This is a genomic window from Pseudomonas sp. Irchel s3a12 (assembly GCF_900187485.1).
In the GTDB taxonomy this organism is placed as follows: Bacteria; Pseudomonadota; Gammaproteobacteria; order Pseudomonadales; family Pseudomonadaceae; genus Aquipseudomonas; species Aquipseudomonas neuropathica.
The window spans coordinates 111,672-135,982 of the sequence record NZ_FYDN01000018.1 but is presented as its reverse complement, the minus strand read 5'-3'; the positions used below and the strand labels follow the sequence as shown (position 1 = coordinate 135,982).

Sequence of the window (24,311 nt, the reverse complement as noted above, 5' to 3'; positions counted from 1 at the left end):
CTGGAGTAGACATCGTATCGCCCGAATCGACTTGAACTTGCAGATCGTTACGGCAGGTAAGAAGATCTAAAACCGTCCACCATGTCTCCGAACATGTGTCCACCATGTCTCCGGTACATACACTCCCGGAGGGAGAGGGGACCGACCGAGGTGTCTTGCGTCTTACATCGACCTGAAAGGTCTTTGTCGATTATGGATTCACCGATGCACGCTCAATTCAGTGTCTTACCTCGAACATCCCCTCACTGCAGCCCTCTCCCGGAGGGAGAGGGAGCCGACCGAGGCGTCTTGCGAGTTACATCGACCTGAAAGATTTTTGTCGATTATGGATTCGGTACAGCACGTTCAAGTCGGTGTAGATCTTTAATATCCCCCAATCAATTCCCTCTCCCCCCGGGAGAGGGCTAGGGTGAGGGGCTTTTGACTTCCATCCAAACCCACACAAACCCTCCGGCCACAGGTAAACTCCCGCGCACTTTCCCAAGGAGTTCACATGAGTTACTACCAGCCGGGCATTCTCGCCACCCCTGTTCCTGCGCAAGCGCGTCACCTGTTTTTCGCCCTTGAGTCGGTTGAAGCCCTGCCGCAGGCGCTCGACAGCCTGCTCAATCAGGTGGACGGCAAGTCGGCGGTGGTCGGTTTTGGTGAATCCCTGGCTAAGGCGCTCAACATGCAGATTGACGGCCTGCGCAGCTTCCCGGCGCTGACCGGCGTTGGCGTCGAGAACCCGTCAACCCAGCACGCGCTGTGGGTGTGGCTGCACGGCGTCGACCGTGGTGAACTGCTCAACCGCTGCAACGCTCTCGAAGCCGCACTGGCACCAGCCCTGCGTCTGGTCGAGATGCAGGAAGCCTTCCGCCACAAGGACGGCCACGACCTGACCGGCTATGAAGACGGCACCGAAAACCCCCACGACGAAGCCGCCATCGCTGCCGCCCTGCAAAGCGCAGGCACCGACGGCATGGTCGGTGGCAGCTTCGCCGCGATCCAGCAGTGGCAGCATGACCTCAAGGGTTTCCACAAGCTTTCGGCCGACGACAAAGACAACATCATGGGCCGTCGCCTCAGTGACAACGAAGAGATCGACGACGCGCCAGTCTCCGCCCACGTCAAACGCACCGCACAGGAAAGCTTTGCCCCGGAAGCCTTTGTCGTGCGCCGCTCGATGCCGTGGATCGAAGGTGATCGCGCCGGTCTGATGTTCCTCGCTTTCGGCTTCTCGCTGGATGCCTTCGAAGCGCAACTGCGCCGTATGAGCGGCCTGGAAGACGGCATCACCGATGGTCTGTATCGCATCAGCCGGCCGATCACTGGCGGCTATTACTGGTGCCCGCCGCTGAAGGACGGTCACCTCGATCTGCGCGCGTTGCGCATTGGCTAAAGGAATAGAAATGAACGTGGTGCGTTGGGGCATGATCGGTTGTGGCAGCGTCGCCGAGCGCAAGAGCGGGCCGGCCTTCTACAAGGCGCCCGGTTCGGCGTTGGTGGCGGTGATGGGCCGACGCCTTGAGGCCGTGACTGACTATGCCGCGCGCCACGGCATCGAGCGGGTTTACACCGACGTCGATGCGCTGATCAACGATCCCGAGGTGGACGCGGTGTACATTGCCACACCGCCCGACAGCCACCACGCCTACAGCCTGAAAGTCGCTGCGGCCGGCAAACATTGCTGTGTGGAAAAGCCCATGGCGCTGAATGCCGGGCAAAGCCGCGAAATGCAACGGGCATTTGACGAGTCTGGTTTGCACTTGTTCGTTTCCTACTACCGCCGTTCGTTGCCGCGCTTTGCACAGGTGCGGCAATGGTTGGAGGAGGGGCGCATCGGTGACGTGCGGCATCTGAGCTGGACGCTGACCAAGGCGCCTTCGCCGGCGGATCTGGACGGTCGCAGCAATTGGCGCACAGATCCGGCGGTGGCCGGTGGCGGTTACTTTGCCGATCTGGCCAGTCATGGCTTTGATCTGTTTCAGTATCTGCTCGGTGACATTGTTGACGTCGCCGGATTCACCGCGCATCAGGCAGGGTTATATGCAGCGGAAGATGCCGTCAGCGCCAGTTGGCGTTTCGCCTCCGGGGCACTGGGCATGGGTTGCTGGAGCTTTGTGGCGGATCGGCGTGAGGATCGGGTCGAGATCATTGGCAGTCTCGGGCGGATCATTTTTTCGGTGTTTGATGAGCATCCCGTGCAGTTGCATGCCGATGAACACCTCAGCCTGGAAATCCCCCATCACGAGCACATCCAGTGGCATCACGTGCTCGGAATGAATGCGCATATTCGTGGAGATTCCAAACATCCCGCCGTCGCCGAACAAGCCCTCAAAACCGACTGGGTCATGGACCAGATCCTCAAACGCCACTGACCTCCAGTCTTACACCATCCCCTGTGGGAGCTGGCTTGCCAGCGATAGCGGTGGTTCAGATAGCCAATCAGTTGGCTGACAGAACGCCATCGCTGGCAAGCCAGCTCCCACAGGGAATCGCGTGTGTCATGCATCTAAGGTTATGCCCAAACAATATTTCTCACCTTGTCATAACATCTCTATGATCACGTCATAACTCGTTATAACAAGTGATCCCGTGATGACCGATAACGTTCTCTCCCTAAGCAGTGTCCCGCTGCACACCCAACTGCGCGACGTCCTCCGTGCGCGGATCCTCGACGGTGAATACCCGCAAGACAGCCAGATGCCCTCCGAAAGCGAACTCGGTGCGCTGTTCAAAGTCAGCCGCATCACCGTGCGCCAGGCGCTGGGCGATCTGCAGAAAGAAGGGTTGATCTTCAAGATCCACGGCAAAGGCACCTTCGTCGCCAAACCGAAAACCTTTCAGAACGTCAGCAGCCTGCAAGGCCTCGCCGAGTCGATGACCGGCCGTGGCTATGAGGTGATCAACCGCCTGCGCAGCTTCAAATTCATCCCGGCCGACAAGCGCGTCGCCGAGCGTTTGCAAGTCGCTGAGGGCGAGATCGTCGCGCAGATCAAACGTGTACGGCTGATCAATCGTGAGCCGATCTCGCTGGAAATCACCTACCTGCCCAAAGCCGTCGGCGAGCGGCTGGAGAAGGCCGATCTGGTCACCCGCGACATCTTCCTGATCCTTGAAAACGACTGCGGCATCGCCCTCGGCCATGCCGATCTGGCCATCGACGCAGTGCTGGCTGACAGCGATCTGACCCAGGCGCTGAACGTCGAGGCCGGCTCGCCGATCATGCGTATCGAGCGTCTGACCCACGACGCGCAAGGCCAACCGCTGGACTTCGAACACCTTTACTACCGTGGCGATGCGTTCCAGTACCGCCTGCGGATCGACCGGCAAAAAGGGGAGCAGGCATGACCCGCAACGTGCTCGAACAGGAATACGACATTGTCGTCATTGGCGGTGGCACTGCCGGCCCGATGGCCGCGATCAAGGCCAAGGAAAAGAACCGCGACTTGCGCGTGTTGCTGGTCGACAAGGCCAACGTCAAACGCAGCGGCGCGATCAGCATGGGCATGGACGGCCTGAACAACGCGATCATTCCCGGCCACTCGACACCGGAGCAGTACACCAAGGAAATCACCATCGCCAACGACGGCATCGTCAATCAGGCCGCCGTTTACGCCTACGCCACCCACAGTTTCGAAACCATCGAGCAACTCGACCGTTGGGGCGTGAAGTTCGAGAAAGATGAAACCGGCGATTACGCGGTGAAAAAGGTCCACCACATGGGCGCCTACGTGCTGCCGATGCCGGAAGGGCACGACATCAAAAAAGTCCTCTATCGGCAGTTGAAACGTGCGCGGGTGAGCATCACCAATCGTCTCGTCTGCACGCGGTTGCTGACTGACGAGGAGGGCACAGTCAACGGTGTGATGGGCTTCGATTGCCGCACGGCCGATTTCCATGTGATCAAGGCCAAGGCAGTAATTCTCGCTTGTGGCGCTGCCGGGCGACTCGGTCTGCCTTCGTCGGGCTACCTGATGGGCACCTACGAGAACCCGACCAACGCCGGCGACGGCTATGCGATGGCCTATCACGCCGGCGCCGAACTGGCCAACCTCGAGTGCTTTCAGATCAACCCGCTGATCAAGGATTACAACGGTCCGGCCTGCGCCTACGTGACCGGTCCGCTGGGTGGCTACACCGCCAACAACAAGGGTGAACGCTTCATAGAGTGCGACTACTGGAGCGGGCAGATGATGTGGGAATTCCACCAGGAACTGGAGAGCGGCAACGGCCCGGTGTTTCTCAAACTCGATCACCTGGCAGAAGAAACCATCCAGACCATCGAGGAAATCCTCCACAGCAATGAGCGCCCGAGTCGTGGTCAATTCCACGCCAATCGCGGCACCGATTACCGCACGCAAATGGTCGAAATGCACATCTCCGAAATCGGTTTTTGCAGCGGTCACTCTGCCTCCGGGGTGTGGGTGAACGAACGCGCCGAGACCTCGGTGAAAGGCTTGTATTCGGCCGGTGACATGGCCGCTGTGCCGCACAATTACATGCTCGGCGCCTTCACCTACGGCTGGTTTGCCGGGCATAACGCCGCAGACTTTGTCGCCGGCCGCGAGTTTTCTGCGCTGGATGCCGCGCAAATCGAAAAGGAAAAGGCCCGGGTCTACGCACCGCTGGATCGCGAACACGGTCTGCCGCCGGCGCAGGTCGAGTACAAGCTGCGGCGTTTCGTTAACGACTACCTGCAACCGCCGAAAGTGACCAAGAAGATGCAGATCGGCCTGCAACGCTTCAGCGACATCGAGCGCGATCTCGAGCAGATGAAGGCTAACAACGCCCACGAACTGATGCGCGCGATGGAAACCAGCGTGATCCGCGACTGCGCCGAAATGGCCGCGCGCGCCTCGTTGTTCCGCGCCGAAAGCCGCTGGGGTCTGTACCACTATCGCGTTGATCATCCGCAGCGCAACGACAGCGAATGGTTCTGCCATTGCCACCTGAAGAAGGGCAATGACGGCCAGATGATCAGTTTCAAGAAAGCCGTCGAGCCTTACATCATTCCGCTTGATGCCGAGGAAATGCAGGCTTACGACCGTTTACGGGTCGGCGCATTTGCCGCTTGATGCACTACTGAAAGAGAGTCCGAACCATGGCCTATCAAGCTCAAGAAATCTTCTTCCGCTCCAACGCCCCCGTCACCGTTGATGAGGACAAATGCATTGCCGAAAAGGGCTGCACCGTGTGCGTCGACGTTTGCCCGATGGACTTGCTGGCGATCAACCCGGCGACGCAGAAGGCCTACATGGCGTTCGACGAATGTTGGTACTGCATGCCGTGCGAGAAGGATTGCCCGACGGGTGCCGTCAAGGTCGAGATCCCCTATCTCCTGCGTTGAAACCCGATCCCCTGTAGGAGTGAGCCTGCTCGCGATAGCGGTGTGTCAGTCAGCACATCAACATCTGGAAAACCGCTATCGCGAGCAGGCTCACTCCTACATTTGGAACTGTGACAACCCAAAGCCATCCGGTGAACCCCGGACGCTGGATTCACCGAAAACCCCTCGTTTCCCACCGCGCCCTGATCGCGGCGGAGACGAACTCAAATAAATGATTCGAGGGGAAACACTCATGTTGCGTGCAGCAATCGCCGGTCTGGTACTGGCTTCGTTCACTTTGTCGGCCTCGGCCGAAACCATCCGCATCGCCATCGGCACCCAGGACACCACCATCAATTGCGCCGCTGGCGGTCTGTTGATTCGTGAACTCGGTCTGCTCGACAAATATCTGCCCCACGACGGCGCCTACCAAGACGCGAAGTACGACGTGCAGTGGAAGAACTTCACCAGCGGCGCGCCGCTGACCAACGAGATGGTCGCCGGCAAACTCGACTTCGGCGCCATGGCCGATTTCCCAGGTGCGTTCAACGGTGTTGCGTTCGAAACTGCCGGCAAGCACAGCCTGTTCATCAGCGTACTGTCGGGGAGCATCAAGGGCAGCGGCAACGGCATCGTCGTGCCGAGTGCGTCCGGCGTGCAATCGCTGAGCGAACTCAAGGGCAAGACCATTTCCGTGCCGTTCGCCTCCACCGCCCACGGCATGTTGTTGCGCGCGGTGGCGGAGCAGGGCTGGGATCCGCTCAAGGACGTCAACATCATTGCCCAGCCACCAGAAGTCGCCGGCTCGGCGTTGCAGGCCGGCAAGATCGACGCCCACGCCGATTTCGTGCCGTTCGCCGAGCTGTTTCCGAGCCGGGGCTTCGCCCGCAAGATCTACGACGGCGCCCAGGCCAATGCGCCGACGTTCCATGGTGCGCTGGTGGATCAGGCGTACGCGAAGAAGTACCCGGAAGTCGTCGTCGCCTATTTGCGGGCGAGCATCGAGGCCAATCAACTATTGGCCGCTGAGCCGGAGAAATACAGCGAGTTGATCGCCAAAGTCACCGGCGTCGATGCCGAAGTGAACTACCTGTTCCACGGCCCACTCGGCGTGCAGACCCGCGACTTGAGCTGGAAGCCGGAATATCGTCAGGCGGTTGGTACGGCCATCGATACGTTGAAGTTGCTGAAGAAGGCTGATCGCGGGCTCGATCTGAACAACTTTATTGACGATCAATACATCCGTGCGGCGTTCAAGGCGTCGAACCTGGATTACACCGCGCAGTTGGCCAACTACGCGCAGACGCCGTTGAAGGCTACCGGTAAAGCGATCACTGACTTCAGCCACGTTGCCGAAATCTGGGTGCGCGGTGAGAGCAAGGTGCGGCAGTACGCGTCTGCGGAAGAGGCGTTTACCGCGCTGGCCGCGTTGAAGCAGGCAGGTAAAAACATCCGTGCCGTGTATGCCCAGGCCAGTGACAGCGGGATCAAGTTGCTCGCGGAGCAGGCGTGGTTTGCCAGTGATGCGAAAGGGCGGCTGAGTGCTTTCCTGCTCAAGGGGCAGGCTCAGCAATATGCCTCGGCGCAGGGTGGCAAGGTTTTCGACTTCACTGATGCCACGACCCAAGCAGTTGCTGCTCGCTGATAGAAGATCAAAAGCCCCTCACCCTAGCCCTCTCCCGGAGGGAGAGGGGACTGACCGCGATGTTTGGACTCGCTACGCCGACCTGAAATACCGAGTTGAACGCAGGATTTGAAAAGCACGCAGGTCGGCTCCTTTTCAAGCTGAGCGCAGGTTTTGAAAAGCTCGGAGATCGGCTCCCTTTCCCCCTCGCCCCCCTTGGGGGGAGAGGGCTGGGGTGAGGGGGGGTAAATCTCAGCCACAACACAGCTCCACAACCGGAAACCCGATCAATGAATTCACCCACCCTACGCAGGACATCAAGAGCCGCATCCTTGCTGCTCTGTCTGCTGTTCTGGCAACTCGCCGCCAGCCACCACTGGAACCTCGGCCTCGTCACCTTCGCCAACGTGCCCACCCCCGTGGCCGTGATCGAAGCAGCGCTAGGCCTGGGCGACTCCGGCAAGCTCCTGCAGCACCTGACCGCCAGCCTCAGCCGTGTGTTCGCCGGCTACCTCGCGGCGCTAGTCATCGGCATTGCTCTCGGTCTGGCCATTGGCCGTTCGAAGTGGGCCGAAGACCTGCTGCTGCCACCGCTGGAAGTCCTGCGCCCAATCCCCGCCGTCGCGTGGATCCCCCTGGCGATCCTGATGTTCCCATCCTCCGAACTGTCGATGGTCTTCATCACCTTCACCGGCGCGCTGTTTCCGATTCTGCTCAACACCGTGCACGGCGTCGAAGGCGTCGACCCGCGTCTGATCGCCTCCGCGAAAAGCCTCGGGGCAGGGCGCCGGGCGATCCTGCTGGAAGTGATCCTGCCCGGCGCCGCACCCAGCATCATCACCGGCCTGGCGATCGGCATGGGTACCTCATGGTTCTGTCTGGTCACTGCGGAAATGATCTCCGGTCAGTTCGGCATCGGTTATTACACCTGGGAGTCCTACACGATTCAGAACTACGCCGACATCGTCGTCGGCATGTTGCTGATCGGCGTGCTGGGCATGGGCAGCAGTCTGCTGATCAAACGCCTGGGCGGGTTGTTCACGCCTTGGCATCGACCGCGAGGAAAAGCCTGATGAGCGTGATGCAAACCCCGGAAGGGCGGATCGACATTCGCCAGTTATCCATCGTCCTCGGCGCAGGGCGTGAAGCGTTCGAAGCCGTGCGCGAACTTGATTGCCAGATTGAACCGGGTCAGTTCGTGTGCATTCTTGGTCCGTCCGGTTGCGGCAAATCGACCTTGCTTGGCGCCTTGGCCGGTCACCTCAGCGCTCATGCCGGCAGTCTGAAAGTCGATGGCGCGGCGGTGTCCGGGCCGTCTCCACAGCGCGGCATGGTGTTCCAGCACCACACGCTGTTTCCGTGGCGTACGGTGCGTGACAACGTGGCTTTCGGCCTGAAAATGCGTGGTATCGGCAAGGCTGAGCGCCACCGCGCCGCCGATGAAATCCTCAAACTGGTCGGCCTCGACGGATTTGCCGAACGCTGGCCCGATCAACTCTCCGGCGGCATGCAGCAACGGGTGGAGATCGCCCGCGTGCTGGTCAACCGCCCGCGTCTGCTGTTGATGGACGAGCCGTTCGGCGCGCTGGATGCGCTGACACGTCTGAACATGCAGGAACTACTGCTGGACATCTGGACGCGTATCCGTACCACGGTGGTGTTCGTCACTCACGACATCGACGAGGCACTGTTCCTCGCCGACCGCTTGCTAGTGATGAGCGCGCGACCGGGGCGAATCATCGAAGACTTGCGCCTGGATTTCGCCCGGCCACGCACCAGCGAACTGGTCACCAGCCCCGAATTCTCCCGACTCAAACGCCACTGCCTCGACCTGCTACGCCACGACAACGACCGACCGCTGCCGCGCCTCAACCCGCTCGGCCTGCCTCCCGAAAACCCTTTGCCGCGATTTGCCCTATGACCTCTATTTTTGCTGTGACCGATAACCAGGACATTCTCGATCTGCAACCGCGCCTGACTGCCGAAGACGCCGGTGTGCGACGCATTGCGCTGATTGATCTGGCGGATCTGGAAGAACCGGATGGCTTGCTCTGGCTGGTTGATCGCCTGAGGCAAGATCCCGCCGAAGAGGTTCGCGCTGAAGCCGCACGTTTGCTGGAAGCCTGGGAAGATGAGGGCGTCGTGCAAGCCTTGTGTGAAGCCTTGACCGACACGTCGCCCGCCGTGCAATCGGCCGCCGCGCAGAGCCTGAGCTTGCTCAAAACGGAAGCGGCGGGGCAGGTGATTTTGCCGTGGACCGATCACGCCGACGTCAGTGTGCGTATCGCCGCATTCCGTGCCTTGCGTGAGTTGCGTTTCGCCGCAGCCGCGCCGGCAGCGGTTTCGGCGCTGAACGATGCCGACGCCAGCGTTCGTCGTGAAGCCGTGGGCGTGCTCGGCTGGCTCAAGCAGCTCGACGCATTGCCCGCCCTGGCACGATTGGCCAGCGCTGACCCCGACACCGAAGTACGCCGTGCTGCGACTGGCGCTTTGGGCTTGGCCTCCAGCGCCGAAGTGTTGCCAGGCCTGCGCCAGGCCTTGCGGGATGACGCCTGGCAAGTACGCGAAGAAGCCGCGACGACCTTGGGCAAGGTCGGCCACATTGACGCTGGTTCCGCGCTCGTCGAAGCCTTGAGCGATGATTATTGGCAAGTGCGCCTGCGCGCTACCCGCAGCCTCGGCCGTTTGCGTTTCGCCCCGGCGCTGGACGCCCTGATCGACACCCTCGGCCATCGCATCAGCAACCTGCGCAAGGAAGCCGCGCTGGCCTTGGGCGAACTGCATGATCGCGGCGCCGTGGCCGCGTTGCAGGCTGCGCAGGACGACGGCGACCCGGAGGTGCGCAAAGCCGTGCGCATCGCCTTGAGTCAGTTGCAATGAACCCGCTGTCGATGGCTAATTCGCAAAGCGAAGGCACCTTGCGCTTGAGCTGGCCGGACGCCCGCGAACAACAGCTCTATCACGCCGAACTGCGCCGCCAGTGCCCGTGCTCGCAATGCCGCGCGTTTCGCCTCAAAGGCATGACACCACTGGTGGATGATCGCGTGCGCCTGATCGAACTCAACCCGCAGGGCTACGGCGTGCAAATGATCTTCAGCGATGGCCATCAACGCGGCATCTACCCGTGGGCCTATCTGGCAAACCTCACCTCCTGAGAGCACCATTCCCTGTGGGAGCTGGCTTGCCAGCGATGGCGGCTTGTCAGTCAACACAGATGCCGGATGTGCCGGCCTTATCGCTGGCAAGCCAGCTCCCACAGGGATCTTCAGTGTTTGGTTAATTCGTGGCCGTCATCGCCGGCCGGCAGCCATGAAAAATATCCAGCCCCGGCTGATACACCGACGTCCTCACATCAAACAACCCCAGTACCGAGTGGAACAGGTTGTCATGGCTCAGGTCCGCCTGCCCGGTCTTGCCTTGCAAACAACCGCGATCGATCCCTTCACTGGCGAGCGTGCCATTGCCAAACCACATCACCATCGGCACATGGGTCTGCGCTTGCGGCGCCAGCGCATACGGCGCCGCGTGCAGGTACAGCCCGTTCTCGCCCAGCGATTCGCCGTGATCGGAGACGTAAACCATCGACGTGTCCAGTGAGTCCTGATTGCGCTTGAGCAGTTCGATGACCTTGGCAAGGAAATGGTCGGTGTACAGAATCGTGTTGTCGTACACGTTCACCAGTTCATCGCGGCTGCAACTGCCCAACTGGTTGGTGTGGCAGATCGGTTTGAAGCGCTCCATGTCTTTCGGATACCGCTCGTAGTACTCGGGGCCGTGGCTACCGTCGGCGTGCAGGACGATGATCGCGTGGCCCTTGAGGCTGTCGATGTAGCTTTGCAGGTCTTGCAACAGCGCCTCGTCGAGGCAGTTGTTGCCGTCGCAGAATGGCCCCGGCTGATTCTTCGAAATGTCGCGATGCGGTACGCGCAGGCAGGTGCCTTTGCAGTCGCTGTTGTTGTCGAGCCACAGCACTTGCACGCCGGCACGCTGGAGAATGTCAAGCAGGCCTTCGTAGGTTTTGCCTTTCTTGTCGCTGTAATCCTCACGCGGGAACATCGAGAACATGCACGGCACCGAGACCGCCGTCGACGTGCCGCAGGAATGCACCTGAGTGAAGTTGAGGATGTCGAGTTTGCTCAGTTCGGGATTGGTATCGCGCTCGTAGCCATTCAGCGAGAAGTGATCGGCGCGAGCAGTTTCACCGACCACGAAGACCATCAGCGATTTCTTCTCGCGGCTGGCCGCCTTGGCGCTCATCACCGCGTCTTCGCCGATGGCCTGCACCACGAAATGCTTTTTGATGCCCAGGCGTTGCTTGGTGTACTTGCTGATCGCGTAGATGTAGTTGGTCGGGTTGATGAAGTGGGTGAGTTTGTCTTCTTCGCGGAAGATTGGCGCGTAGGTCGAATAGAACGCGCCCACCGAGGCGGCGATCACCAGCACACAGGCGATGATCACCAGCATCTTGTTGAGCAGACCGCGAAAGAACGGCCGATAACTGACCGGCCAGCGCCAGATCAACGCCGCCGGCAATACACCGAGCAACAGCACGTAAGCCAGCAGCTTGCCGCTGAACAACGCGGTGGCTTCGGCGGGGTTGGTTTCGAAGACGTTCTGCATCATCACCGTGTCGATGGCGATGCCGTATTCATTCATGAAATACGCGGCGCAGGCCGAGAGCAGGGCGACCACGGTGAGCACCGGTTTCAGTGTCCAGCGAAACGACACCAGTGTCAGCAGCAGGGTGATCGCGGCCCACAAAAACAGCGCGAACGAGGCGAAAAACGCCAGTTTGTGCGCGCCTTGCAGGGTGATCAGAGTGCCCAGCGCCTCCCAGGTCGCCAGGTTGTACAACGCCACCAGCGCCAGGGAAAACAGCAGCACCAGCCGGGTAGGCGTGATGGACGGTAAGCGCAGTCCGTTGCCCAAAGCCATGTCAAACATTCCTCTACTTGAATAGAACATCACGCGGTTACGCGTGTAACTGTAGAAGAGCATTAGTAAAAAATTTGTAAACATCCCGTAACAAGTTCGACCCCCATTTCCTGTACGAGCTGCCGAAGGCTGCGATCTTTTGATGTTGTTCTTAACATCAAGATCAAAAGATCGCAGCCTTCGGCAGCTCCTACAGTGGGATTTCGCTGGGTCAGAAAGATTTGCTGACGCTGGCAACGACGGTGGCGGTGCAGACGTCTTTGAAACCCCAGTTGCTCAGACATTGGGTTTGTGGGAGATCGGTGTCGATGTAGCTCAGGCCCAGTACCACGCCGGCGAGGTTATGGGTGAGTTTGACTTCCCACTCGCGATAGCTGTCCTCGGCCTGCCCGGACGCCGAGTACAAATGCGGATCCTTGAAATCCATATTGCCGTAACGCAGCTTCAACCCCGAGTCGTACGGCAGTTCAGTTTCATAACCGATGTAGCTGTACAGCGAACTCTGTTTGCTATCAATTCCCGGCGCATCACTGGAGTAATACGCCGCCAGCTTCACTCCATAAACCCCGAGAATCCCGTAGACCTCGCTCTGGTTGAACTGGCTTTCCTTGGGGTAGGCGTACTTGATGTAGCCCAGATCGAGGCTGACTTCCTCGGTCGCCTGCCACAGCCAGCCGCCGTAGTAATCGACTTCCTGACGGGTTTTCAGGCCGCCGCCGAAATCGACGTTGGAACTCCACGCGCCGAGGTACAGACCGCTGCTGTGCGCGAGAGTCAGGCCGGCCTGCATGGCAGGGTCGTTCTGGGTTTGCGAGATGCCCCGGGTGCGGTAATCACTGGCTAAAGTGAGATCCACCAACAGCGCAAAGTCATCGTTTAAAGGGATCGCAAAGCTGCTCAACGGCAGCAGACTGAAAAAACTCAGGGCGAACAGGGGCAAGGCTTTCATGTGAAGTCCCGATGTTGTGATTGTTATGGGGGCAGGAGGTAAACCTGTAGGAGCTGCCGAAGGCTGCGATCTTTTGATCTTGGTTTTTAAAATCAAAGTCAAAAGATCGCAGCCTTCGGCAGCTCCTACAGGGGGATCAATGTTGTTATTGGGTGGCGGTGTAGACCTGACGGCCGCCGAACCAGGTCTGCAAAACCTGGGTGTCATGCAGGGCCTTGTTGTCGACGCTGAACACATCGCGGTCGAGCACGATAAAGTCAGCCTGCTTGCCCGGCGTCAGCGAGCCGATCTGCTTCTCCAGGCCAATGGTCCGCGCGGCGTTGACGGTGTAGGCGTAGAACATGGTTTCACGGTCCAGACGCTCATCGGCATTGAGCACACCCAACGGTCCGACACGGGTAATCGCCTGGGCCATGGCGTTGAACGGATTCGGTGTCGACACCGGCCAGTCACTCGCGCCGGCGATCGTCGCGCCCTGTTTCAGCAGCGAATGCGCCGGGTACTGATAGCGGAAGGCGAGGGTGCTGACGTAGGGCTTGATCATGTCGGTGGTGTAGTCGTCGGCGCTGGCCCACAGCAGTTGCATCGAGGCGATGACGTTGAGCGGTTTGAAGCGGGCGAACTCTTGCGGGTTGACCATTTGCAGGTGAGTGATCGAGTGGGTCACGCCGCTCTGGCGATCCTTGCGCGCCTGAGCAATGCCGTTCAGCGATTCCCGCACTGCACGGTCGCCGATCGCGTGGATGTGCACCAGCCAGCCGCGCTGGTCGATGGCGCTGACCAGTTCGCCGAAGTGTTGTGGATCGATCAGCAGTTCGCCCTGTTTGTGCGAGTTGCTGTACGGGTCGATCATCGCCGCGCTCTGTGCCGGGAATTCAATCACGCCGTCGGCGAAGATCTTGATCCCGGGCAGGGTCAGGTTGGGAATGCCCTGGAATTGCTGGCGCACCTTGTCCAGCGTATCGAGGTCGGAGGGTAGGCTTTTCGGGTTGGCCACCAACAGCGCCGCGACGTGCACGCTCATGTCGCCGCTTTCCGACAGGGCTTTATAGGCCGGCAGCACGCCGACGGTTTTCTCGGTCGGTTTGAGGGCGAACACCGCTTCACCTGGTGCGGCGTTGGCGGCTGGATCCATCCACGCGGTGATGCCCAGGCTGTTGTTGTAGCGCACCGCTGATTTGGCGGCGTTCAACATGTCGGCAGGGCTTGGCACTGGCATCTTCGAGGCGACCCGGTCCCAACCGGCGTCGACCACAAAGCCGTTCGGCTCACCGTTGGCCAGTTTGCCGATGGTGTCTTTTTCTGCGTCGGGCAGGGTTTTCAGCAGGGCCGCATCAATCCCGGCGCGCTTGAGCATGACGTCGTTGGCCCACGCCGTGTGGTGGTCGCTGCCGATAAACACCACCGGCACATTGGCCCATTCGCCGTTGTTGAAGGTGTTGCCCAAGGCTTCGGCCTGCGCCCAGTAAACCGAACTCATGCCGGCAATGCTCAGCACGTCGCCGTGTTTGGCCTTGCCGTCTGCACGCCAGTCGCGCAGGCGTTTTTGCAGTTCGTCGAGGCTGACGACTTCGTCTTCCATGTTCGCCGAGACCATTTCCAGTCCGCCGAAAATCGCGTGGGAATGGCTGTCGATCAGGCCGGGCATCAGCGCTTTGCCTTTGAGATCGATGACTTGGGTGCCGGATTCGATCAGGGCTTTGATCTGCGCGTCGGTGCCGACCTTCAGCACTTTGCCGTTCTCTACGGCGAGGGCTTGCGCCTTGGGTTGTGCGCGGTCGGCAGTGAAAATCTTACCGTTGAGCAGGATCAGATCAGCAGCGGCCATGGCTTCCATCGAGGCAAAACTTACAGCGACTACCAACAGACTCGGGATGAATCTTTTCATTGAAGATTTCCTTGTTATTGCGTCTGATGGCGAGATTAGTGGCTGATAGCGGTCGACAGAACGCCTCCCTCACGAAAAACGTTTTTGCCTGAATGGAAAAAGCATGGACAAACTGGGTGCATTGAAAATGTTCGTGGTCACTGCGCAGCTCGGCAGTTTCAGCCGCGCCGCCGAGCAGTTGGGCAAGACCCCGTCGGCGCTGACCAAAGCGGTCAATCACCTGGAATCGGAGCTGGGTGCACGCCTGTTTGAGCGCAGCACACGGCGGATTCTGCTTACCGAAATCGGCCGGGTGTACCTGGAAACCGCACGGCTGGTGTTGCAGCGGCTGGACGAGGCCAGCGAGGAAATCGAGCAGTTGCAGCACGGCTTGCGCGGCAACCTGAAAATCACCGCACCACTGGCGTATGGGCGGGCGTTTCTCGATCAGGTGTGTGACGGCTTTCTGCAGCAATATCCGCAGATCAGTCTGCAAGTGGACCTGTGCGATGCCTTCGTCAACCTGCTGGAAAGTGGTTATGACCTGGCGCTGCGTGAAGGCCACGATGACTTGCCGGGGCTGATTGCGCGGGTGGTCGGCAGCAATCGACTGGCCCTGTGCGGCAGTCCGGAGTACCTGGCGCGCAAGGATTTGCCGGTGACTCCGCAAACCCTTGAGCAGCATGAGTGGCTGCTCTATCAGCACCCATTGCTCAGCCGCGAATTCTGGTGGGCCGAGCGCGATGGGCAGCGCTTGAGTCTGGCGCAACCGGCGGCGCCGCGGTTGCGCAGCGACAATTACGACTTGCTGCTGGCCAGTGCTTTGGCCGGGCGCGGTTTGCTGCACACGCCGCTGTGGAGCGCCGCACCGTACATTGCCGACGGGCGACTGGTGCGGGTCATGGCCGATTACGACATCGACCCGGATACCTTCGGCCCGCATATTCTCGCGGTGTACCCGAGCCATCGGCGGGCCACGGCGAAGGTGGTGGCGTTCATCGATTACATCTCGGCATTCCTCATCGAACGTGGCCTGAGCTGACAGCCCATTCCTCCGTAGAAGCAGCCTTCGGCAGCTCCTGCAGGGGCGTTATGCCAGGACGGTCAGCCATGCCGAGAGCAGCAACAACGCCAGTGCCGCATTCATGCGTTTGAACGCCCGTGGCGAACCCATCAACCGTGCGCTGCCCACACCCAGCAATGCCCAGAACGTCATGCACGGCAGCGACACCAGCAAAAACGCCAGTGACAACACCAGCAGCCGCAGAGTCTTGTCACCCCCGCCAACAAACACGCTGACCACTGCCACCGCCATCATCCACACCTTGGGATTGACCAGTTGCAGCATGGCAGCGCCCAGCACGCTGAAACTTTCTTCCTGGGCATCCGCCGGGTTCAGTGATGGCGGCGTGCTGCGAAAGATCTGCCACGCCAGCCAGCTCAACCAGAGCACGCCGCCCCAGGCCATGGCATGCTGCACACGCGGGTAGCGCAGCAACGTTTCGCCGGCACCGAGGCCGACCATCAGTACGATCAGGGCCGCCGCCGCGCAGGCGCCAAAAATGATTGGCAATGTGGCGAGCAGGCCTTGGCGCGAACTGTGGCTCAACACCAGAATATTGGTCGGCCCCGGCGTGATCGAGGCAACGAAAGCAAACAGCAGAAAGGGCAGTAATGACGCCATGATCGGGATTCCCTGAAAATCAACACAGGTATCCATGATCGCCAGACGGCGTGCGTCAGTCTGGAAGGTTTGAGCAGCGTTTGCGGTAATCCGCCGGCGTCAGTTGATAGGCACGCCGGAACCAGCGACCGAGGTGGCTCTGATCGGCAAAACCGAGCACGCTGGCGACTTGCGCCGGCGTTTCACCGCGCGCCAGCAACTGCCGCGCCTTGGCCAGGCGCAACTGGATCAGGTAGGCGTGCGGCGCCAGACCGAAGGCAGACTTGAACGCCCGGCTGAGACGGAAACGGTCCACCCCGCAAACCCGCGCGAGATCATCGAGACCGATATCTTCATAGGTGTGCGCGTGCAGATAATCCCGCGCCAGTTGCGCCACCAACGGCAGGCGCGGATCGAAAACCTGGCGCTTGCGCCAGTCGAGATGACGCGTGAGCGAGCTCAGCAGACCGTCAATGGCGGTCTGCCGGACGATGCGCAGATCGCCGTCATGCAACGCATGGAAAGCGTGATTGATCGCTGTGGCCAGACGCGGGTCCTGACTCAGCGTGTCGGCAAAACCGGGCTGACTGTCGGACGGTGCGTCTTCGAACAGCGCGTGCATTTCACGCTCCAGCCAGTGCGGATCGAGGTAGAGCATCGAATAGGTAAAACCTTCCTCGGTCGGCGCCTGGCCATCGTGGATTTCCCCCGGCTCCAGCAGGAACACATTGCCCGGGGTACTGCGATGGCGTACTCGGCGGCAATTGAATTGCTGCACGCCTTGCTCGGTGACGCCGACGAGGAAGCTGTCATGCCAGTGCGGATCGTAGGCATGCCCCTGAAAATGAGCACGAATCGATTCAATCCCGGTGTCGGCATCCTGGGACAGCTCGATCCAGTTGCGTTTATCCACGAAGGCTCCAGTGTTCGCCATTGAACGGTGCGGCCCCATAAAATACCGCGCAATGCTCATCGACGTTTAGAAGATTTGTGCAGATGAGGGGGCTAGACTCTGCAGGTCACGAGCCCTTTGGCGGCAGGTGGAATGCGATGATTAACCGATGCTCGCGCGGGGTTTTACTCACCTTGATCGCCCTCAGCCTGGCGTTGGCGGCAGGCTGCTCAGGCCGCAAACACTATCCGCCTTCCGGCGTCGGGGACGCCTGCTACGCCAAAGCCTTGCCCTCGGTCGGTGAGGGCGGTCTGGCCTGGGGCTCCAGTTTGAACATGGCCCGGCAGAAGTCGATGAGCAACTGCATCCGCTATGCCGGGCGCTCTGGGGGCACGCCGGATACCTGTCAGGTGGTGTTAGCCAAGTGCCGATAGCTTTCTGTTGACATGGTTGCTTTTGGCAAATATATAGTTGCTTTAAGCAATTAACTGAGCGTTTGCCATGTCCAGCAGCCATCTCCTCGAGCAAGCCGACGTTGTGCGCGGTTTCAACCGCTTCTACACCCATCAGATCGGTGTATTGCAGGAGCATCTGCTGCAAAGCGACTACTCGCTGACCGAGTTACGCATTTTGTATGAGCTGGCGTCGCGCGGTGACCTGACCAGTGCTGAACTGCGCCAGATGCTCGGCCTCGATGCCGGCTACATGAGCCGCATCATCAGCGGTTTCGAAAAGCACGGCTTGATCCAGAAAGTGCCGTCGCCTACGGACGGCCGCGCTGCGCAATTGCACCTCACCGACCTCGGGCGCGAAATTCTGGTCCCGCTGGAAAAGGCCTCCCGCGAACAGATCGTCGCCATGCTCGAGCGATTGCCAGAATCGCAGCAGAAACAACTGATCGGCGCCATGACGCTGATCCAGACACTGCTGCAAGGCAACAAAGACTCAACCTACGTATTACGCGATCCGCAGCCCGGCGACATGGGTACGGTGATGCAACAGCAAACCGCACTGTATACCCGCGAATACGGCTGGAATTCGGAGTTCGAGGCGCTAGTGGCCGAGGTGGTCGCCAAGTACCTGCGCGATTACGACCCCACCTGTGAGCGCTGCTGGATTGCCGAAAAGGACGGCAAGGTCATCGGTTCGGTGTTCATCGTCCGCCAGGACGCGACTACCGCCAAACTGCGCATGCTCTACGTCGACGCCAGCGCGCGGGGTCTGGGCATTGGCAGTCGTCTGGTCGAGGAGTGCCTGCGCTTTGCCCGGCAGATGGGTTACCGGAAAATGACCTTGTGGACGACCAGCAACCTGACGGCTGCACGCAAGATTTATCAGCAGGCCGGGTTTGAGTTGGTGGAGGAAGAAGCGGTTCACAGCTTTGGCAAGGATCTGCTGAGTCAGACGTGGGCGCGGGTGTTGTGAGCTGTTTTTCGTCGTCGGGTGCAGTAAAAAGACAGACGAAAAAAAACCGCCTTTGCGGGGCGGTTCTTTTTGTAAACCCTGGTTTGCGACCGAGGTTTGTTGCTTCACTAGCCGAACTGACGTGTGAGGATAGTATGAGCCTTTGCGCCACCTTGCAACGGTAATAGCTTTTTTTGAACGACTTTTTCCAGGTATTTTTATTTTAATAAGCAGACAGAAATAACGGTTTACAAAGGCAATAAAACTCTCTGCATGAAATCCTTTTATTGAGGTTATGATGCAGGCGCTCGTATGTTGGTTCGGTAGTGAGGTCTGGCTGGAAAACTTAACAGTTTCATTCCCTTTGACACGGTTTTGCACCCGTGCCGGGATGATGGCTCAGAGGGCTTTCAACCGGCCGCCTCACTAGTCGAACTGACGTTCAGGCTGAAAGCAAGCATGATCCGGTAAGCTTGCTGGAGGTTTGGCCCCCAGCCCTGGAGGCCAAAACGTATGAAGCTTTTGCTGCGTACGCTGAGCCTTGTATGGAGATTGTTTAAAGCCTTTCGCTTTTACGAGTTCCTGCGAGACCACTTTGACGACCTGAAGTAAAGGCCGTTGAGGTGGGAAAAGCCCGTTTCAGTTTCGACTGAAACGGGCTTTTTTTGTTTTCTAAAACTGTCATAAGTAGGATTTTTCTGTATCGGGTTTTTTGGCGTGTAGGGCATTTCTTCGGCAAGTGTAGGCGTTGGACAAACCACGCCGTAATCCGCAAGAAGTGTTCGATTATCGAATACCCAAACCTTCGTCCAATTGCCCACCGTGACACTCCGGCGTACTGTGAGTGGTGATGCCTGAAACCCCGTGATCCCAAAATAACGACAACAATGAGCAATGCCCCATGGACAGCCATCTGCTGAGCGATCGCAGCAGCGTGTTTCGTCACGCTGACCCTTATGCCGTCTCCGACTACGTCAATCAGCACGTCGGCCAGCACTTCATCGGTCTGTCCAGAACCACCCACCCGCAAGCCAGCCTCAACCATCGCAAACTCGCCGATCTCGATCTGGCCCGCATCAGCTATGGCGGCAGCGTGCGCGTGACCTCCGTTGCGCTGGAGACCGTTTACCACCTGCAAGTGCTCTTGCAAGGCAATTGCCTGTGGCGCGGGCACAAGCGCGAACAGCATCTGGTGCCGGGCGAGTTGTTGTTGATCAACCCGGATGATCCGGTTGATCTGACGTACTCGGAAGACTGCGAGAAATTCATCCTCAAGGTGCCGGTCAGCGTGCTCGAATCGGTGTGCAACGAGCAGCGTTGGCAGCACCCCTCCAGCGGTATCCGTTTCCTGCGCAATCACTATCAGCTTGATGAACTGGAAGGCTTCACCAACCTGCTCGCGATGATCTGTCAAGAAGCCGAGGCCAGCGATCCGTTGCTTCGGGTGCAGGAGCATTACGCGCAGATCATCGGCAGCAAACTGATTTCGCTGATGAACACCAACGTCAGCCGTGAATGCCTGAGTGCACCGAACATCAGCTTCGAACGCATCGTCGATTACATCGAACGTAACCTGAAACTGGATTTGCCGGCTGAACATTTGGCCGCTCAGGCGAGCATGAGCCCGCGCTCGCTGTACACCTTGTTTGAACGCCAACTGGGCGTTACGCCGATGCAATACATCCGCCAACGCAAGCTTGCGCGCATCCACGCCTGCCTCAGTGACCCAAGCTGCCCGGTGCGCAACCTCACCGAGCTGGCGCTCGACTACGGCTTCCTGCACCTGGGCCGTTTCTCCGAAAGCTATCGCCAGCAGTTCGGTGAACTGCCGTCGAAAACCTTCAAACGCCGCCACTAAAACTCCCCGCTGAAACTTCCCTGAATCACCTGCAGCGCCGTCCTGCACAAAACGGATAGCGATCTGCAGGATTCGGCTATTGCCCCGTGCTACGCCTCCCTAATCTGACCTGGCCTGAACAATAACAATGGAGGCCCCGGCCATGTCCCTGGGAATCGACTACCTCAATGCCATGCTTGAAGAAGACAAGGAGAAGGGCGCCTACCGCTGCAAGCGGGAGATGTTCACCGATCCGCGGCTGTTCGAACTGGAGATGGCGCACATCTTCGAAGGCAACTGGATTTACCTCGCCCACGAAAGCCAGCTCCCCAACAACAACGATTTCCTGACCACGACCATGGGGCGTCAGCCGATCTTCATCGCGCGCAACAAGGACGGTGTGCTCAATGCGTTCCTCAATGCCTGCAGCCATCGCGGCGCCATGTTGTGCAGGCACAAGTCCGGCAACCGCTCCAGCTACACCTGCCCGTTCCACGGCTGGACGTTCAACAACAGTGGCAAACTGCTCAAGGTCAAAGACCCGAGCGAAGCCGGTTATCCCGCAGGCTTCAACTGCGAAGGCTCCCATGATCTGACCAAAGTTGCGCGTTTCGAGTCCTATCGCGGCTTTCTGTTCGGCAGCCTCAATGCCGATGTGAAATCCCTCTCTGAGCATCTGGGCGAATCGGCAAAAATCATCGACATGATCGTCGACCAGTCGCCAGAAGGCCTGGAAGTGCTGCGCGGTTCCAGCTCCTACATCTACGAAGGCAATTGGAAACTCACCGCTGAAAATGGCGCCGACGGTTACCACGTGAGCTCGGTGCACTGGAACTACGCCGCCACCCAGAACCAGCGCCAGCAACGCGAAGCGGGTGAAGCGATCAAGACCATGAGCGCCGGCAGCTGGGCGAAGAAGGGCGGCGGTTTTTACTCCTTCGATCACGGCCATCTGCTGCTCTGGACCCGCTGGGCCAACCCCGAAGACCGTCCCGCCTACGAGCGCCGCGATGAACTCGCCCGTGATTTCGGTCAGGCTCGAGCCGACTGGATGATCGAAAACTCGCGCAACCTGTGCCTGTACCCGAACGTGTATCTGATGGATCAGTTCAGTTCGCAGATCCGCATCGCCCGGCCAATCTCGGTCGACAAGACTGAAATCACCATTTACTGCATCGCCCCCAAAGGCGAGAGCGCCGAGGCCCGTGCCAAACGCATTCGTCAGTACGAAGACTTCTTCAACGTCAGCGGCATGGCCACGCCGGATGATCTGGAAGAGTTCCGCTCGTGCCAGACCGGTTACGGCGCCGGGCGTGGCTGGAACGACATGTCCCGGGGCGCGACCCACTGGGTCGAAGGCGCCGATGCCGCCGCGGAGGAAATCGACTTGAAGCCGCTGCTCTCCGGTATGCGCACCGAAGACGAAGGCCTGTTCGTGCTGCAACACAAGTACTGGCAGGAAACCATGCTCAAAGCCGCTGCCAGCGAATCACAACTGATCCCTGTGGAGGCCGTGTGATGAGCAACCTCTACGACAGCGTGCGCGATTTCCTCTACCGCGAAGCGCGCTATCTCGATGACGGCCAGTGGGATCAATGGCTGGAACTCTACGCCGCCGACGCGACTTTCTGGATGCCGGCCTGGGACGACAACGACACCCTCACCGAAGACCCGCAAAGCGAAATCTCGCTGATCTGGTACGGCAACCGTGGCGGTCTCGAAGACCGCATCTTCCGGATCAAGACCGAACGCTCCAGCGCGACCATTCCCGACACCCGCACCTCACACAACCTGAGCAACATCGAAATCGTCGAGCGCAGCGAAGGGGAATGCCAGGTGCGTTTCAACTGGCACACCTTGAGCTTCCGCTATCAGGTTACCGACAGCTACTTCGGCAGCAGTTTCTACACCCTCGATCTGCGTGACGAACAGCCGCTGATCAAGGCCAAGAAAGTCGTGCTGAAAAACGATTACGTCCGTCAGGTCATCGACATCTACCACATCTAGTCGACACGGCGAGGTGCACCATGAATTTCCAGATTGCGCTTAATTTCGAAGACGGCGTCACTCGTTTCATCGAGGCGGGTGGCCATGAAACCGTCGCCGATGCGGCCTATCGCCAAGGCATCAACATCCCGCTGGACTGCCGCGATGGCGCCTGCGGCACCTGCAAATGTTTCGCCGAGGCCGGGCGTTACGACATGGGCGACAACTTCATCGAAGACGCCTTGAGCGCCGACGAACTCGCACAAGGTTATGTGCTGACCTGCCAGATGCGCGCTGAAAGCGATTGTGTGGTGCGAGTACCGGCAGGCTCGCAGGTGTGCAAGACCGAACAAGCGAACTTCCAGGCATCGATAAGCGCTGTCCGGCAGTTGTCCGAGAGCACCATTGCCTTGTCGGTCAAGGGCGAGGCGCTGAGCAAACTGGCGTTTCTGCCGGGCCAGTACGTCAATCTGCAAGTGCCCGGCAGCGAGCAGACCCGCGCTTATTCCTTCAGCTCATTGCAGAAAAACGGCGAGGTCAGCTTTCTGATTCGTAACGTGCCTGGTGGCTTGATGAGCAGCTTTCTCACCGGGTTGGCCAAGGCCGGCGACAGCATGAACCTGGCCGGGCCGTTGGGCAGTTTCTACCTGCGCGAGATCAAGCGGCCGCTGCTGTTGTTGGCGGGCGGCACCGGCCTGGCACCGTTCACCGCGATGCTGGAAAAGATCGCCGAGCAGGGCTGCGATCATCCCGTGCATTTGATCTACGGCGTGACCAACGATTTCGATCTGGTCGAACTCGATCGTCTCGAAGCCTTCGCCGCCCGCATTCCCGACTTCAGTTTCGGCGCCTGCGTGGCCAACCCGCTGAGTGCGCATCCACTCAAGGGCTACGTCACCCAGCACATTGAACCGCGCCACCTCAATGAAGGCGATGTCGACGTGTACCTCTGCGGCCCGCCGCCGATGGTCGAAGCGGTCAGCCAATACATCCGCGAGCAGGGCATCACCCCGGCGAACTTCTACTACGAAAAGTTCGCTGCTGCGGCTGCCTGAAACCCTTCTTTCGAGGTTGTCATGAACAACAGATTCTCCAACAAGATCGCGCTGGTCACCGGCGCGGCGCAGGGTATCGGCCGCCGCGTCTGCGAACGCCTGCTGAACGAAGGCGCACAAATCGTCGCCGTCGATCGCTCTGAACTGGTTCACGAACTGCAAGCCGAGGGCGTTCTCGCGCTGACCGCCGACCTTGAGCAATACGCCGATTGCGCGCGGGTCATGGCTGAAGCCATCAACACCTTCGGCCGTCTCGACATTTTGATCAATAACGTCGGCGGCACGATCTGGGCCAAGCCGTTCGAGCATTACGAAGTCGAACAGATTGAAGCGGAAGTGCGCCGTTCGCTGTTCCCGACGCTGTGGTGCTGCCACGCAGCGCTGCCGTACATGCTCAAGCAAGGGCGCGGCGCCATCGTCAACGTCTCGTCGATTGCCACCCGCAGCGTCAATCGGGTGCCGTACGGCGCCGCCAAGGGCGGCATCAACGCACTCACAGCATGTCTGGCCTTCGAAAACGCAGAGCGCGGCATTCGCGTCAACGCCACGGCTCCTGGCGGCACCGAAGCGCCGCCCCGGCGCATCCCGCGCAATGCCGCCGAACCGTCAGCGCAAGAGCAGGCCTGGTATCAGGAAATCGTCGCGCAAACCCTCAACAGCAGCCTGATGAAACGCTACGGCAGCCTCGACGAACAGGTCGGCGCGATCCTCTTTCTGGCTTCCGATGACGCCTCGTACATCACCGGCGTGACGTTGCCGGTCGGTGGCGGCGACCTCGGTTGACTACT

At 59.6% G+C, this 24,311-nt stretch carries 23 protein-coding genes; 18 read left to right on the top strand and 5 right to left on the bottom strand.

Annotation, left to right across the window (positions count from 1 at the left end; genetic code table 11):
• Window positions 1-493 precede the first annotated feature (493 nt).
• From CKW14_RS26390 to CKW14_RS26345, 10 genes are all read left to right on the top strand, one after another.
• Complete coding sequence (locus CKW14_RS26390) at window positions 494-1,381, top strand: Dyp-type peroxidase (RefSeq protein WP_095126454.1); 888 nt, start codon at window positions 494-496, stop codon at window positions 1,379-1,381.
• Window positions 1,382-1,391: 10 nt separating this feature from the next.
• The gene (locus CKW14_RS26385) at window positions 1,392-2,360 is read left to right on the top strand and encodes a Gfo/Idh/MocA family protein (RefSeq protein ID WP_095049847.1); all 969 of its coding nucleotides are present in this window, start codon (window positions 1,392-1,394) and stop codon (window positions 2,358-2,360) included.
• A 220-nt stretch (window positions 2,361-2,580) separates the two neighbouring features.
• Entirely contained in the window at window positions 2,581-3,333 is a 753-nt protein-coding gene (locus CKW14_RS26380) for a GntR family transcriptional regulator (protein WP_016774450.1), read from the top strand.
• Window positions 3,330-5,060: a fumarate reductase/succinate dehydrogenase flavoprotein subunit gene (locus CKW14_RS26375; RefSeq protein WP_095126453.1), complete on the top strand. Its 1,731-nt coding sequence runs from the start codon at window positions 3,330-3,332 to the stop codon at window positions 5,058-5,060. The genes CKW14_RS26380 and CKW14_RS26375 overlap by 4 nt, the downstream gene beginning before the upstream one ends.
• Window positions 5,061-5,086: 26 nt before the next feature.
• The gene (locus tag CKW14_RS26370) at window positions 5,087-5,332 is read left to right on the top strand and encodes a ferredoxin family protein (protein WP_007959413.1); all 246 of its coding nucleotides are present in this window, start codon (window positions 5,087-5,089) and stop codon (window positions 5,330-5,332) included.
• 211 nt (window positions 5,333-5,543) lie between these two features.
• Window positions 5,544-6,956 carry an ABC transporter substrate-binding protein gene (locus CKW14_RS26365; protein WP_176471344.1) on the top strand — a complete coding sequence of 471 codons (1,413 nt, stop codon included), beginning with the start codon at window positions 5,544-5,546 and terminating at the stop codon, window positions 6,954-6,956.
• A 269-nt stretch (window positions 6,957-7,225) separates the two neighbouring features.
• Window positions 7,226-8,008: an ABC transporter permease gene (locus CKW14_RS26360; protein ID WP_095126451.1), complete on the top strand. Its 783-nt coding sequence runs from the start codon at window positions 7,226-7,228 to the stop codon at window positions 8,006-8,008.
• Window positions 8,008-8,856, top strand: a complete 849-nt coding sequence (locus tag CKW14_RS26355; RefSeq protein WP_095049852.1) for an ABC transporter ATP-binding protein — start codon at window positions 8,008-8,010, stop codon at window positions 8,854-8,856. The genes CKW14_RS26360 and CKW14_RS26355 overlap by 1 nt, the downstream gene beginning before the upstream one ends.
• Complete coding sequence (locus CKW14_RS26350) at window positions 8,853-9,815, top strand: HEAT repeat domain-containing protein (protein ID WP_095126450.1); 963 nt, start codon at window positions 8,853-8,855, stop codon at window positions 9,813-9,815. The genes CKW14_RS26355 and CKW14_RS26350 overlap by 4 nt, the downstream gene beginning before the upstream one ends.
• Window positions 9,812-10,090 carry a DUF971 domain-containing protein gene (locus CKW14_RS26345; protein ID WP_095049854.1) on the top strand — a complete coding sequence of 93 codons (279 nt, stop codon included), beginning with the start codon at window positions 9,812-9,814 and terminating at the stop codon, window positions 10,088-10,090. The genes CKW14_RS26350 and CKW14_RS26345 overlap by 4 nt, the downstream gene beginning before the upstream one ends.
• Before the next feature lie 121 nt (window positions 10,091-10,211).
• Here the strand turns inward: CKW14_RS26345 and CKW14_RS26340 are convergent, their stop codons facing one another.
• From CKW14_RS26340 to CKW14_RS26330, 3 genes are all read right to left on the bottom strand, one after another.
• Window positions 10,212-11,870, bottom strand: a complete 1,659-nt coding sequence (locus tag CKW14_RS26340) for a phosphoethanolamine transferase (protein ID WP_095049855.1) — start codon at window positions 11,868-11,870, stop codon at window positions 10,212-10,214.
• 211 nt (window positions 11,871-12,081) lie between these two features.
• Window positions 12,082-12,819, bottom strand: a complete 738-nt coding sequence (locus CKW14_RS26335; RefSeq protein ID WP_095126449.1) for a TorF family putative porin — start codon at window positions 12,817-12,819, stop codon at window positions 12,082-12,084.
• Window positions 12,820-12,964: 145 nt separating this feature from the next.
• Window positions 12,965-14,707 (bottom strand): amidohydrolase, encoded by a 1,743-nt coding sequence (locus CKW14_RS26330; protein WP_095126448.1) that lies wholly within the window; start codon window positions 14,705-14,707, stop codon window positions 12,965-12,967.
• A 103-nt stretch (window positions 14,708-14,810) separates the two neighbouring features.
• Here CKW14_RS26330 and CKW14_RS26325 point away from each other — a divergent pair, with 103 nt between their 5' ends.
• Window positions 14,811-15,728 carry a LysR family transcriptional regulator gene (locus CKW14_RS26325; RefSeq protein ID WP_095049858.1) on the top strand — a complete coding sequence of 306 codons (918 nt, stop codon included), beginning with the start codon at window positions 14,811-14,813 and terminating at the stop codon, window positions 15,726-15,728.
• A gap of 48 nt (window positions 15,729-15,776) precedes the next feature.
• On the opposite strand, the gene CKW14_RS26320 is transcribed toward CKW14_RS26325, so the two are convergent.
• The gene (locus CKW14_RS26320; RefSeq protein WP_095126447.1) at window positions 15,777-16,370 is read right to left on the bottom strand and encodes a LysE family translocator; all 594 of its coding nucleotides are present in this window, start codon (window positions 16,368-16,370) and stop codon (window positions 15,777-15,779) included.
• Window positions 16,371-16,425: 55 nt separating this feature from the next.
• Window positions 16,426-17,262, bottom strand: a complete 837-nt coding sequence (locus CKW14_RS26315; RefSeq protein WP_095049860.1) for an AraC family transcriptional regulator — start codon at window positions 17,260-17,262, stop codon at window positions 16,426-16,428.
• A gap of 137 nt (window positions 17,263-17,399) precedes the next feature.
• Here CKW14_RS26315 and CKW14_RS26310 point away from each other — a divergent pair, with 137 nt between their 5' ends.
• The 7 genes from CKW14_RS26310 to CKW14_RS26280 all read left to right on the top strand — a co-directional run bounded on the left by CKW14_RS26310 (window position 17,400) and on the right by CKW14_RS26280 (window position 24,306).
• A complete protein-coding gene (locus tag CKW14_RS26310; protein WP_095049861.1) occupies window positions 17,400-17,675 on the top strand; it encodes a hypothetical protein in 276 nt (91 codons plus the stop codon).
• 67 nt (window positions 17,676-17,742) lie between these two features.
• Window positions 17,743-18,666 (top strand): helix-turn-helix domain-containing GNAT family N-acetyltransferase, encoded by a 924-nt coding sequence (locus CKW14_RS26305; RefSeq protein WP_095126446.1) that lies wholly within the window; start codon window positions 17,743-17,745, stop codon window positions 18,664-18,666.
• Between the two features lie 880 nt (window positions 18,667-19,546).
• Entirely contained in the window at window positions 19,547-20,503 is a 957-nt protein-coding gene (locus CKW14_RS26300; protein ID WP_095049863.1) for an AraC family transcriptional regulator, read from the top strand.
• Between the two features lie 142 nt (window positions 20,504-20,645).
• On the top strand, window positions 20,646-22,001 hold the full coding sequence (gene benA / locus CKW14_RS26295; RefSeq protein WP_095126445.1) for a benzoate 1,2-dioxygenase large subunit: 1,356 nt from the start codon (window positions 20,646-20,648) through the stop codon (window positions 21,999-22,001).
• Complete coding sequence (benB, locus tag CKW14_RS26290) at window positions 22,001-22,489, top strand: benzoate 1,2-dioxygenase small subunit (protein WP_095126444.1); 489 nt, start codon at window positions 22,001-22,003, stop codon at window positions 22,487-22,489. The genes benA and benB overlap by 1 nt, the downstream gene beginning before the upstream one ends.
• 20 nt (window positions 22,490-22,509) lie before the next feature.
• Window positions 22,510-23,523 carry a benzoate 1,2-dioxygenase electron transfer component BenC gene (gene benC / locus CKW14_RS26285; RefSeq protein ID WP_095049865.1) on the top strand — a complete coding sequence of 338 codons (1,014 nt, stop codon included), beginning with the start codon at window positions 22,510-22,512 and terminating at the stop codon, window positions 23,521-23,523.
• Between the two features lie 21 nt (window positions 23,524-23,544).
• Window positions 23,545-24,306, top strand: a complete 762-nt coding sequence (locus tag CKW14_RS26280; RefSeq protein ID WP_095049866.1) for a 1,6-dihydroxycyclohexa-2,4-diene-1-carboxylate dehydrogenase — start codon at window positions 23,545-23,547, stop codon at window positions 24,304-24,306.
• Window positions 24,307-24,311: the final 5 nt, after the last annotated feature.